The organism is Psychrobacter sp. ENNN9_III (assembly GCF_001462175.1).
Classification (GTDB): domain Bacteria; phylum Pseudomonadota; class Gammaproteobacteria; order Pseudomonadales; family Moraxellaceae; genus Psychrobacter.
This window is the reverse complement of the sequence record NZ_LNUO01000048.1, coordinates 1-12,401: the sequence shown is the minus strand read 5'-3', so window position 1 is coordinate 12,401 and position 12,401 is coordinate 1. Positions and strand designations below refer to the sequence as shown.

Annotated in this window: 9 protein-coding genes; all 9 read right to left on the bottom strand. The window is 42.5% G+C overall.

Annotated elements, in window-relative coordinates:
* Nucleotides 1–164: 164 nt before the first annotated feature.
* Nucleotides 165–2,111 carry a sensor histidine kinase gene (locus PENNN9_RS03715; RefSeq protein ID WP_058368395.1) on the bottom strand — a complete coding sequence of 649 codons (1,947 nt, stop codon included), beginning with the start codon at nt 2,109–2,111 and terminating at the stop codon, nt 165–167.
* A gap of 167 nt (nt 2,112–2,278) precedes the next feature.
* Nucleotides 2,279–3,709, bottom strand: coding sequence for a ribosome biogenesis GTPase Der (der, locus tag PENNN9_RS03710; RefSeq protein WP_058368394.1), 1,431 nt, complete (start codon nt 3,707–3,709; stop codon nt 2,279–2,281).
* A 326-nt stretch (nt 3,710–4,035) separates the two neighbouring features.
* Nucleotides 4,036–5,244 carry an outer membrane protein assembly factor BamB gene (gene bamB / locus PENNN9_RS03705; RefSeq protein WP_058368393.1) on the bottom strand — a complete coding sequence of 403 codons (1,209 nt, stop codon included), beginning with the start codon at nt 5,242–5,244 and terminating at the stop codon, nt 4,036–4,038.
* A 123-nt stretch (nt 5,245–5,367) separates the two neighbouring features.
* Entirely contained in the window at nt 5,368–6,189 is an 822-nt protein-coding gene (locus PENNN9_RS03700; protein WP_058368392.1) for a YfgM family protein, read from the bottom strand.
* Between the two features lie 93 nt (nt 6,190–6,282).
* Nucleotides 6,283–7,572 carry a histidine--tRNA ligase gene (gene hisS, locus PENNN9_RS03695; RefSeq protein ID WP_058368391.1) on the bottom strand — a complete coding sequence of 430 codons (1,290 nt, stop codon included), beginning with the start codon at nt 7,570–7,572 and terminating at the stop codon, nt 6,283–6,285.
* Between the two features lie 131 nt (nt 7,573–7,703).
* Nucleotides 7,704–8,819 (bottom strand): flavodoxin-dependent (E)-4-hydroxy-3-methylbut-2-enyl-diphosphate synthase, encoded by a 1,116-nt coding sequence (gene ispG / locus PENNN9_RS03690; protein ID WP_058368390.1) that lies wholly within the window; start codon nt 8,817–8,819, stop codon nt 7,704–7,706.
* A gap of 101 nt (nt 8,820–8,920) precedes the next feature.
* Nucleotides 8,921–9,757, bottom strand: coding sequence for a helix-turn-helix domain-containing protein (locus PENNN9_RS03685; RefSeq protein ID WP_319822885.1), 837 nt, complete (start codon nt 9,755–9,757; stop codon nt 8,921–8,923).
* On the bottom strand, nt 9,748–10,662 hold the full coding sequence (gene pilW, locus PENNN9_RS03680) for a type IV pilus biogenesis/stability protein PilW (protein WP_082637976.1): 915 nt from the start codon (nt 10,660–10,662) through the stop codon (nt 9,748–9,750). The genes PENNN9_RS03685 and pilW overlap by 10 nt, the downstream gene beginning before the upstream one ends.
* A gap of 272 nt (nt 10,663–10,934) precedes the next feature.
* Nucleotides 10,935–12,179: a 23S rRNA (adenine(2503)-C(2))-methyltransferase RlmN gene (gene rlmN, locus PENNN9_RS03675; RefSeq protein WP_058368388.1), complete on the bottom strand. Its 1,245-nt coding sequence runs from the start codon at nt 12,177–12,179 to the stop codon at nt 10,935–10,937.
* Nucleotides 12,180–12,401: the final 222 nt, after the last annotated feature.

Sequence of the window (12,401 nt, the reverse complement as noted above, 5' to 3'; positions counted from 1 at the left end):
AAATCAATATAAAAAAGTTCGTGGGACTGGTATAAATCTTACGAAGACTTTGTCAGCATAAGCACAACAAGCAAATTTTTACCAGTCAAGCGTGCGTCATAATGTTGACTTGACGCTTTACACCTAATAATGAGTAAAGCTTGCTCATTAAAATTTTTATGATGTTAAGTTAGCCACTTCTTCAATAGCACAGTCAATAGTTTAGGATCTTGCACCGTACTGTGACAGTAATCTACACCCGCAGCTTTTAGATCGTATTCAAAGCTCTCTACATACCGCTCTTTATGTAGCGGATACCAATAAACCAACAATGCGCGACAAGTGGTCTCTCGCTTGCGAATGTACTTAGTTAATTGGGCAACTTGTTCAGGTAGCACTTCTTCTGCAAACATGATGACGTTTACTTTCACTTTTGAAATATAATCCATCATCGATTGTCCATTACGCTGAGAATTGACATCAGCACCAAGTCTTCTTAGCACATCTACCATCGAGCTTACCTCATCATGATGATAGTACACTATGTTAATCCCTTTTAGGAGATCTTCTTGCTGTGTATGTCTCTTATGACGCAGTGGCATTGTAACGGTGAACTTACTGCCTACACCAAGCTCACTTTCCACTTCAACTGCTGCCCCCAAAAGCTGGCCAATTTGTTTGACCACTGACAGTCCTATTCCCACTCCTTCATTCTCACGAGTATCTGACGAATCAACTTGAAAAAATGGAGTAAATATATCTTCTAGATAACTTGTGCTAATTCCAATACCTGTATCAATAATTTTAACTTGCCAGCGAATACTTTCATTAAAATGTGTCAGTTGAGAATCAATAATAACTTGACCTGTATGAGTAAACTTTATTGCATTATCTATCAATGTGGTTAAAATTTGCTCAATCTTACTTATATCACCTTCTAAAGTATACTCAGCGTGATGAGTACGACTGATAAGCTCTAGATTCTTTTGCCTAGCTGTAGGCTCAAACTTCTCTATCAGATTAGCGATCACCTTTAGTGGATTAAACTCACTTAAACTTACCACCATTTGGCCTTTTTCTATTCTATTTAACTGAATAATCTGCTCGAGAGTGAGCTCTAAGTGATGACTGCCTTTATGAATAATGGCCAATGTATCTTTTTGTTCGTCATTAAGATATTGATTATCCAAAAGCTGCAAGCCACCTGTAATGGCATTAAGAGAAGTTTTTAGCTCATGAGTAATCATGTTTTGAAAGTTTGAGCGCTGCATATCAAGGGACAAATCTTTATTGCGAAGCTGCCGCTCAAAATCTGCAAGATTAAGATAATCCTGCTGAGCCACTCTTAGTCGTTCAAACAGAATAATAAAAGATTTTTTTATGCGTATAAGCTCTTCAAATTCGAAGCGCTGTTGAATAGTGGGTAGCTGCTTAAGCTCAGGGTTATTAGCTGCTATCTCGCACACTTTTGCAAGCTCGATAATATCTTTGGTTGGCCAATTAAGTTTGCGCAGGATATACCAAATAAAGATAACCCCTAAAATGGTGGTTGCAAGCCATGACCACAGATTAACTCGTACCCAATACCAACGTAGCTGAGTCATGTCTAACGTAATATTAATATAACCGACCAATGTATTACGCGCAGCCAACGGAGTGGTTGATATTGACATATCTTTAACATTGATAGGTGATGCGGTAGCGAGACGTTGGGAGGAATTGGCGCGTTGGATACTACTACCTGTAAGATAACGACTGGTGACTGGATAATTAAAGCTGACCGTATCGGCAAACCAAGCGCTATACCAATTATTACTCACGCTATCGATATTGCCTTGACTCAATGAATCAATAGGTTGATCGGTTGAATAGAATAAAATACTTTGTAAGAATGGGTCATTGTCCAGCAGTATACTGACTTGCCGAGCAACTAAGTTTGCGCCATCGGGGGTCGAAGCACTATTTGCAAGCATTTCACCCAACTGCTGAACGTGTAGACGTTTTTGTTGATAATTATAGACGAATGTATAAACAAAAGACAGTAAGAAGCCTGCAAAAACGGCCACAATGATAGCTTGTAATACAGAACTACGAATAATCGTGGGTATGTTTCTAGAAGAACTTATACTCATGTCAATCAATCAATTTATGATGGCTTTGGCTTATAATACCTCATAAGTGTATGGCTTGTTTATTTTACGATAAATGGTAAGAATGCAAAAAACCAAAGAACTTTACCAATAAATTTTTAGACAACTAGCCTGAAGACCTCTATTAGAGAAGTTTTTAGAGACATCAATTATCGTTTTTTATCTGTTTTTCTGTGACTTTTTGAGTACTTTTGCTTACGATTGCGTTGACGCTGTAGCAATTGTTGAGCTTTGGCTTTAGTTGGCGTATCGCTTTTGTTAGCATAGGGATTTTCATTCAGCTTAAAGACCACATTCAACGGCGTGCCTTCAAGCTTAAACACTTGGCGAAACTGATTTTCAAGATAGCGCTGATAGCTTTTTGGCAACGAGCCTGTTTGATTACCGTGAACGACAATGACTGGCGGATTATGACCACCAATGTGAGCGTAACGCAATTTAATACGGCGACCACCAACAGTTGGCGGCGGGTTTGCAACGACTGCATCTTGCAGTATTTGCGTTAAGCGGTTGGTAGACACTTCAAACATTGAGGACTGGTAGGCGCGCAAAATAGAAGGATACAGATTACCGACGCCAGTACCATGCAACGCAGAGATCAGATGCACTTTTACATAGGGTATAAAGTTAAAACGACGCTCCATCTCAATCTTGATATAGTCTTTTTGATCGTGAGTTAGCCCATCCCATTTATTAATCGCAACGACTAACGCTCGACCTGCATCAAGTGCATAACCAATCATGTGAAGGTCTTGATCAACGATACCTTCTTGCGCATCGATTACAATGACAGTGACGTTAGAGTCTTCAATCGCTTGCAAGGTTTTGATAACAGAGAATTTTTCTACTTTTTCCTCGATACGGCCACGGCGACGTACACCAGCAGTATCAATCAATACATAGTTTTTGCCATCACGTTTGTAAGGGATATAAATACTATCACGTGTCGTACCAGGCATATCAAACACAACGACTCGGTCTTCACCTAATAGACGATTAACAAGAGTCGACTTGCCTACGTTTGGACGCCCAATGATAGCCAGTTTAAGCCCGTCCGGCTCTCCTGCATCGACATCTTCTGGCATATCAGCTGTGATGACTTCTAGTAAGTTACCGACACCGCGACCATGACTGGCAGCCATTGGATAAGGCTCGCCTAATCCTAGTGCATAAAATTCTGCAGGTGCAGAATCATGCGCCCCATCAACTTTGTTGGCGACCACATATACTGGCTTACCTAGGGTGTGCAAAAACTTACCAATTTCTGCATCAGCGCCGATCATACCAGCACGTGCATCAACCACAAATACGATGATGTCAGCTTCATGAATTGCAGTATGTGACTGCTCAGACATATAGTCATCGATATCTCCCCTCCCATCATCAGCCTCACCGATGCCGCCAGTATCTACCACGATAAACGATTTGCCTTCATAGGTAGCATCACCATATTGACGGTCACGAGTCAAACCGGACAGATCAGCAACCAAAGCCTGACGACTTTTGGTAAATTGATTAAATAAAGTAGATTTACCTACATTGGGGCGACCAATTAGCGCGACCACGGGCTTGATACTCATGCGTTACTCTCAATAATGGTCAATAACAACAAATAGGTGTCATATAACCGCAAACTTAAATGAATGATAAAGACAAAGAACCTATTATAAAAGATAATAGTCTTTTAGTGGGGTAGATGATGGACTAATAGTAAAAAACATCCTATCAACTGTAAATCATGGCACTTATCATAAAGGCGCATAGAGTACGTGAAACGCACTGACTATACAAGGCATTAAACGCTGACAAAGCAGCGTTCAAACGTTATAGATTTTTTAAAAGCTATTGCTCAATAAAGCACATTAATAATGTAAAAGTAAGTCAAGATTGCATTATCATTTGCTACTTAACGTGCTAATTGCCAGATAGCTACTTGTCCAGAAGTACTTTGCGTCATTAATCGACTGCCTTGCACTTGTAGGTTAGTCAATGCGCCCTTAGTCTGTACTCGGCTCACGATATCACCGTTTGCAGGATTAAACAGATGCACGACTCCTTCAAGGTCACCGACAGCGATATAATTGCCTATCATGACAGGGTTCGTCAAGTCGCGATAAGCAAGCGCTTCGCTCTCCCACAACATATTACCATTATTACGATCGTAAGCGACAACTTTACCTTCTAAGCTAGTGGCAATGATTTGTTGACTATTTACAGCAAGTGATTTTAAGCTAGCCAGCTCGTTGACGAACATGACTTGGCGCGATGCTAAATCAATCCCTAACAATTGACCGCTGTAGCTAATCGCATATAGCTGATTATTATCGACAACAGGCATACCATCGACATCGCTCATACGCTCAACTTCACTACTGCCAGCACCGACACCAACACGTCTTGACCACTGCGGCAAGCCATTATCGATCGTAATAGCATGAAGACGACCATCAGCAGTAGCAAGTAATGCAGTTTTGTCATCTAACAATGTTGGTGCTGCACTACCACGCACGCTAATAGCTGGCACTTGAGTCGCAAATTGCCAAATCGACTGACCGGTCTGTAAAGACAAGCCATGTAAAAAACCATCGTTAGCAGACAAAACGACTCGATTGTTACTAATTAGCGCAGGCGTTAGTACTGAACCTGACAGCTGCTTTTGCCAACGCTTAGCACCAGTTGTGCTATCAAAAGCCATGACCAAACCACTGCGTGTACTGATAATAGCAGCCTGACTCAGTGGATCTACTGTCACACCACCAGTAATTTGCTCACCGACGTCTATTGACCATAAACGCTGACCTGCATTATTAAAACCTGTCAACTCACCTCCACGTGAGGCGACGACAGTTTGGGTATTACTGTAGCCAACTTGTAAGGCAAGCGGGTCTTTTTTACTGGCTTTCTTGTTACCAACGTCGACGCTAAATATTGGCTGCAGAACGCTAACAGGTTGTGCAATTTGTACCAGTTCAACTGGATCGTTTACCACCGGCTTAATACCGCGATTACAACCAACAACAGCAGTCGTCATCAGCGCCAAAGCCGCCACGTTCATGACGGTCGACTTCATGGTCTTATTTTTGGTTTTTTTACTGAAGCGATTAGATAGGGTCATTGTCTGCTCTCATTACGAATAAATTAACTATCGATAAACGGACTATGCTATTGGCTTAAAAAGCTGTCACCGGTAGCATTATCATTGTCTACGATATACATTATTGTTGATTATAATACGGATTTACTGCGCTGCTTGGTCAGAATCGTTACTATTGTTAACGTCGCTCTGAATATCTGCACTGGCATTTTGCGCTGCTGTTGGTTCTGGTATGGCAGCTGCTTGAATAAGACTAGCAGGTTCATCGATGGGTTCAGGTACAATACCCAGACTCTCCATTTTTAATGCCAATACTGCTCTAGTTTCTTGACGTTTACCAATCAGACTCCAAGCATTAGTATAAGCTTTAATAGCAGCATCTTCGTCACCTTTTGCCAAATAAATATCACCTAGTAGCTCTTGTTGGCTGGCCTCAAATGAGCTTGGCATATCATTATTAGCTTCTGCTAGTGCTGCATCTATGTCTCCTGCTGACAACAATGTTTCAGCGTAACGCAAACGCGTAATCGCATTTAAACCTGCATCCCCTAAATCTATGGCCAATGCCTTTTCTAAAGTCTCAGTCGCACCCGTAAAATCATCGCTATCGACTTGTTGGCGAGCTTTGATCATTAAGGCTTGCCAAGCGTAAACCGATTTGCCATGCGTGCTGACTAATGCATCGATGTCATCATTTAGCTGAGCACGACTAGCAGCGAGTGCTGTGGATGCTTCAGCCTCTAGATCTGGGTTCTGTGCTGCTAGACTTACTTCTTCGTTAAGTCTTTGGATATCAGCATATTGATCAGCGGCTACGGTATCTACCCGTGCGTGATTCTCTTGCCAATATGTCCAGCCAAAATAACCGGCTAAGGCCAATAAAATAGCTGTTAAGATATAGCTACCATATTGCTTGAGCGCTTGCATAGAGTTGTCTGTATTTGGCGACTGGGTATTTTGAACCATGTTTGTTTACCTGATAAAATCTAGTTGCTAAAATCTAATTACTGAGCGGCAAGTGAGCGCTGGTCATTCTACCAGACGCTACCACTAACGTAATTACAGACGTGTAAAATTCTTTGTGCTTGCCAGCCACTCTTGGGCAACTGATTGCTGTTCGCCAGTTTGCATGTCTTTAATACTGATTGTGTTATTGTCAAGCTCTTGCTGTGCAATAATAACCGTTAAGGCTGCACCAGACTTATCCGCTTTTTTCATTTGTGCTTTCATACTGGTTGCACTTGCCATCTTAACCCGCAAATCTGGACGGCTATCACGTAACTTTTGCGCATAATTGATACCAAACCCATAGACTTCTGGCTGCGCAACGACAAAGACATCACAGACTGACATTTTTGGCATAGGAGCTACCGCTTCAATAAGTAGCAATAAACGCTCAAGACCCATTGCAAAACCAACAGCAGGCTCAGACTTAACTGGCTTGTCGTTACGTGTGCCGACAGACTTTAGCTGTCCAATCAGACCATCATAACGCCCACCAGCACAGACAGTTGCTTGACTACCAAGCTTATCAGTAACCCATTCAAAAACCGTTTTATTATAATAATCAAGACCGCGAACTAAGTGCGGATTGATTTCGTAATCTATACCAAGCGTCGTTAAGTACGCTTGAACTTGTTCAAAATGGACCTTACTTTCTGTCCCTAAGAAGTCAGCAAGCTTAGGTGCATCAGTAAGCAGTGCTTGGGTGCTTGGCTCTTTACTGTCCAAAATCCGTAGCGGATTGGTAGTCAAACGGCGCTTACTGTCTTCATCAAGCTGATCTTGCTTGTCCGTTAAGTAGGCAACTAGAGCATCTCGATAGGCACGGCGCTCATCGATTTCGCCCAAGCTGTTTAATTGCAAACGCATCTCATCTTTGAGACCCAGCTCTTGCCACATCAGATGGGTCATCGCAATCAGCTCAGCATCAGCATCTGGCAACGCGCTACCAAAGCTCTCTACCCCTATCTGATGAAACTGACGGTAGCGTCCTTTTTGCGGGCGCTCATAACGAAACATAGGGCCGATATACCAAAGTTTTGGCGTATCACCGCGTAGCAAGTTATGCTCAAGCACTGCACGCACTGCCCCTGCTGTACCTTCAGGACGCAAGGTCAGAGGTGTTGGTGGCTCAGACTTATCAGCGAAGCTATACATCTCTTTTTCAACGATATCAGTCGCACCGCCAATAGCGCGAGCAAAGAGATCAGTCTGCTCAACGATGGGCAGACGAATATTTTCGTAACCGTAACGAGCCAATACATTTGCCAACACAGCTTCTAGTTGTAGCCACTTCGCTGCCTGTTCTGGCAGAATGTCATTAAACCCTTTAATAGCTTTGATCATGATTCGGTTATATCCTCAAATATTATAACGACTGTCTGTATTGTTATTATCGTTACTACTAGCGCTTAGATGCTTACTAATGATTTACTACTCACAGATTCACAATGGGCGATGAATAGTTTTGGCGTCAGCTATTTAACTCTAATAATTTCATTTTCACGTGACTTTTCTAGCTCGCTTGCATGAGCACGTACCATACTCTCAATCTCATCAACCAGATTATTGGTATCGATAAGATGACTTTTTTCACCCATGCGGTATACCAGTGATTTGGGAGCTGCGCCTACGATTCCGATGTCGGACTCTTTTGCCTCTCCTGGACCGTTCACTTTACAACCAATCACTGATAGATTCATGGGCTCACGCACATCTTCTAAACGAGCTTCTAACGCAGTCATTACCTTAATCACGTCAAACTCTTGACGAGAGCAGCTTGGACATGCGATGAAGTTTACACCATTAGAACGAATATTGAGTGATTTTAAGATATCGAAACCGATTTTGATTTCTTCTTCTGGTTCTGCTGCCAAAGAGATACGAATAGTATCACCGATACCATCTAATAATAAACCACCAAGCGCGATTGCAGATTTGACAGCGCCAGTACGATATACCCCAGCTTCAGTGACCCCTAGATGTAGCGGATTGTCAATCTGTGCCGATATTAAACGATAAGCATCCAAAGTCAAAAACACATTACTCGCTTTGACAGATACTTTATATTGATCGAAATTTAAACGTTCCAATATATCGATATGACGCATCGCTGACTCAAGCATCGCCTCGCCTGTTGGCTCAGTATATTTACGCTGAATGTCCTTTTCTAAGGAGCCTGCGTTCACTCCAATACGAATTGGAATATTATGATGTTTGGCACAGGCCACAACTTCACGTACTTTGGCATCGCTACCGATATTGCCTGGATTGATACGCAAACAGTCTGCTCCCGCTTCGGCAACTGCCAGTGCAATCTTATGATCAAAATGCACATCAGCAACCAAGGGTACGCTCACCAGTTTACGAATCTTACCAAACGCTTCAACTGTCTCCATCGTCGGAGTCGAGACGCGCATGAAGTCAGCACCAGCATCAACGCAGCGCTCAATCTGAGCGACTGTTGCGGCTACATCACAAGTGTCTGTGTTGGTCATGCTTTGCACACTAATCGGTGCATCGCCGCCAATCGCGACATCACCGACATAGATCTTTTTGGTAGGACGGCGAGTAATAGGCGATGACGTGGACATAAAGAATCCTTTAATCAGAACAAAAGATAAAAAATATAAGCAATCTTAAAGAGGTAATAATATCATCATGACAGATTATTAAACCTGTAACGATCAAATCATTACGGCGCTAAAGCAAAGCTTGCTTGTTTATCGGTTGCATACTCATTTAACGCAACCGAGTCTTGATTAAGTAATAGTTTTACATTGTCGATATTATCAATCTGGATGTTAAATGGCGGCGTACCAAGCAGTTTATAGTTACCACTGGTTTGGCTGCCTGACATCAGACTGTTACCAGACGCATCCGTAATATTTACGTTGGTAGTGTCTGTGATCTCAACGTCCAATGTGACCGCACTGATATCACTACTACTATCCAGATTGAGTGCAGAACCAGACGCGCCCACACTATCTAAACCAGTAATATCATACTGAGTATCAACCGCTGCTCCTTGCGCTTGTTCTGATGCTGATAAGTCTTCAACGGCTGTTATAGATGTAGCGTTATCTTGACTGGCATTGGTTACCATACGGAATAAAAATACCGCCAATACAATAAGCCCTATGATTGCAAGAACCAACAACGGGTTAAAGCGGATGCGGCTACGACTATCACGTTGTAAGGTTCCCATTGGGCGCAGCGGTGTATCAATGTTACTCACCGACTGCGCTCTCATTTCATCTGGATACGCTGCATCAAAGCTTTTCGCGATTTTTGTGGGATCCAACTGCAAAAATTTTGCATAATTAATGACAAAACCACGCGCAAAGGTAACTTGCGGTAAAGCGGCAAAATCCTCTTCTTCTAGTGCTTTTAAATGACGCTCTAAGATGAATAATTCACTGGCGGCTTCTTTTAAACTGATCTGTTTACTTTTGCGGGCTTGCTGCAGCGTGGCACCAAATGATCCCTGAGCATTAGACTGATGATTTGATGATGGGTTGTTCATTTCCATGATGCCTCTGGATTGTTAAGCCAAGTCTTAAGTTGTTTTGCTTCATCACTTAATGGATAAGCAGATAATAGCTGTTGTGCTAATTGTTGACGCGTGGTTCTATCATTTTGAACGGCGGCAAGCTTAATACCTTGCAGAAGCAATCTAGGACTAATCCCTTGGCCTTGTACAAGCAATAAAGTCTCATCATAAAGCCGTTGTGCTTGTTGTACACGCTGCTGCTCAAGCAACAAATCGACCAGCTCAATATGAGCGATCAAGCTATTACGATTACCATCTAAAGCCCGTAAAAATGCTTTGGCTGCCGCGGGATGGTTATTCAATTGTAGGTAAGTGCGCCCTAGGTTCTCAAGTGCACCAATACGTCCTTCGTAACCAAGTGCTGCACCTGCAATCTCAAACTGCTCTGCCGCCTCGCTATAACGCTTCATCTGTGATAAATAGACACCGTAGTTGTTACGCACTTGATCAAAATCCTTGTCAAGCGAGATGGCTTTTTTAAAGTATTGATCGGCCTTTTCAAGATTGAGGCGGCTGCCCTCTTGCTGTAACAAAACGCCCATCATATCATAGGCTGGCGCGTATCGGCTATCAGCAGCAAAAGCTTTTTCGAGTTGACGCTGCGCGGTATCAAGCTCATTTTTGCGAATGTATTGCGCGGCAAGCGATGTACGTACGCGAGCGATCTCTTGCTTGTCAAGATTACGAATATCGCTTGGCTGAGTAGACGTTTGATAACGCGTACTTCCAGTTAAGCCATCTGTTGATGTACTTTGGCAACCTGCTAGTAATAAGGCAATTATTGCACTAGCCATCAGCCGACTTTTTGGGCTACTAGACTTTGGATTACCAGAGATAGTATAGTTTGTTTTTTGATAAGCACTCGCAACTGAGGGCTCATTCATTATTAAAGAAGTTTTACGCTGAGTCTTAAATTGACAAAAATATTCAAACATCATCATAGCCGCCATCATAAAACTGAGTTTTAGTACTGTGAATTTAACACTAGAGTTCCAATGAGCCATTAGTTTAATGGATTTGGACCCCTTAAGTACAATTTAGTTACTATGACTGCATTTTTATGGTTATAAATATTATTTACTAAAACCAATAGGAACGTAACCCTATCTGTTTCTTGTCTTAGACTGAGCCACTATTACTGTCACTCCGTCACTCATTAGACAGCAGCGTTACCCTTAGCATCGCGATCTTTAATGCTTTGTTGCCATGCTGCTGACCGTCTGGTTCGATCGGCGACTTGTCCGACCAATTGACCACAGGCTGCATCAATATCATCACCGCGCGTTTGGCGAATGGTACAAACAAAGCCAGCTTCGCTCAAAATATTACTAAACGCATGAATGCGATTGTTACTTGATTTATCGTAAGGCGCATGCGGAAATGGATTGAATGGTATCAGGTTTATTTTACTTGGTAGACCGTCAAGTAATGCAACCAACTGTTTGGCGTGCTCATTGCTGTCATTGACGCCATCTAACATGACGTATTCAATCGTGACGTGTTTTTTGTGGCGCGGATTAACGTCATAGACGTAATTTTTTGCCGCAGCGATCAACTCGCTTAACGGATATTTTTTATTAATTGGTACCAGCTCATTACGTAATTCGTCGTTGGGTGCGTGCAGTGAGATGGCTAAGGCTACATCAATGTCTTTTGCTAGTTGATACATCTTGGGTACCACACCTGACGTCGATAAAGTGACTCGGCGTTTCGATAAACCATAAGCATGGTCGCTGAGCATAAGCTCCATGGAGCTGACCACTGGTTTATAGTTTAATAATGGTTCACCCATTCCCATCATAACGACGTTGGTCACGTTGTTTTCCCACAAGCTATGATCGACGTTCTCTAAGCTGTCGTTTTCGTCCGCCATATAAGAAGCGTTGGCGACCCACAACTGCCCAATAATCTCAGCAACGCTCAAATCACGCTCAAAACCTTGTTTACCTGTACTGCAAAAACTACAATCAAGTGCACAGCCTACTTGTGAAGACACACACAAGGTCTTGCGACCATTAACCTTGCTATCATCTGCTGGGATTAGCACCGTCTCAACCAGTGAGCCACCAGTCACCTCAAACACCCATTTACGCGTGCCATCATCACTATATTGACGATGGATGACTTTTGGCGGGGTCACGCAGGCATGCATAGACAGCTTATCGCGTAACGACTTACTTAGATTGGTCATCTGCTCAAAGTCAGTCACTCCATGCTGATATATCCACTTGATTACTTGCGTCGCACGAAACGGCTTTTCGCCGATACTCTTAAAGTAATCAGCGAGCTGAGCTTGCGTCATACCTAATAGATTGGTTCTTGCCTGCGCTTCATCTACCAACTTGATGCTATCAGTGCGCTTGTTGGGTGTGTGCTGAGTAGGTGTTTGAATCGTTGACATAATAGGTAACCTTTTGGCATAAGCCATGAGCGTAGTAATACAATTAAGTGCTGCATTGAGCAATCCGCTATGAGCGCAAACTTTGTCAGATACAAAATACAAATGATTATCTACCGCGACAATGTACTGATAAGGGATTGATAACGCTAATTAAATGATTGAAAATTAATAATGAGGGACATAATAATAAATTTCAACAAAAACAACCGATAAGCTTTTACT

Coding starts and splice junctions, on each gene's coding strand:
- PENNN9_RS03715 (WP_058368395.1), bottom strand. CDS start 2,111: ATGAGTATAAGTTCTTCTAGAAACATACCCACGATTATTCGTAGTTCT.
- der (WP_058368394.1), bottom strand. CDS start 3,709: ATGAGTATCAAGCCCGTGGTCGCGCTAATTGGTCGCCCCAATGTAGGT.
- bamB (WP_058368393.1), bottom strand. CDS start 5,244: ATGACCCTATCTAATCGCTTCAGTAAAAAAACCAAAAATAAGACCATG.
- PENNN9_RS03700 (WP_058368392.1), bottom strand. CDS start 6,189: ATGGTTCAAAATACCCAGTCGCCAAATACAGACAACTCTATGCAAGCG.
- hisS (WP_058368391.1), bottom strand. CDS start 7,572: ATGATCAAAGCTATTAAAGGGTTTAATGACATTCTGCCAGAACAGGCA.
- ispG (WP_058368390.1), bottom strand. CDS start 8,819: ATGTCCACGTCATCGCCTATTACTCGCCGTCCTACCAAAAAGATCTAT.
- PENNN9_RS03685 (WP_319822885.1), bottom strand. CDS start 9,757: ATGGAAATGAACAACCCATCATCAAATCATCAGTCTAATGCTCAGGGA.
- pilW (WP_082637976.1), bottom strand. CDS start 10,662: ATGAATGAGCCCTCAGTTGCGAGTGCTTATCAAAAAACAAACTATACT.
- rlmN (WP_058368388.1), bottom strand. CDS start 12,179: ATGTCAACGATTCAAACACCTACTCAGCACACACCCAACAAGCGCACT.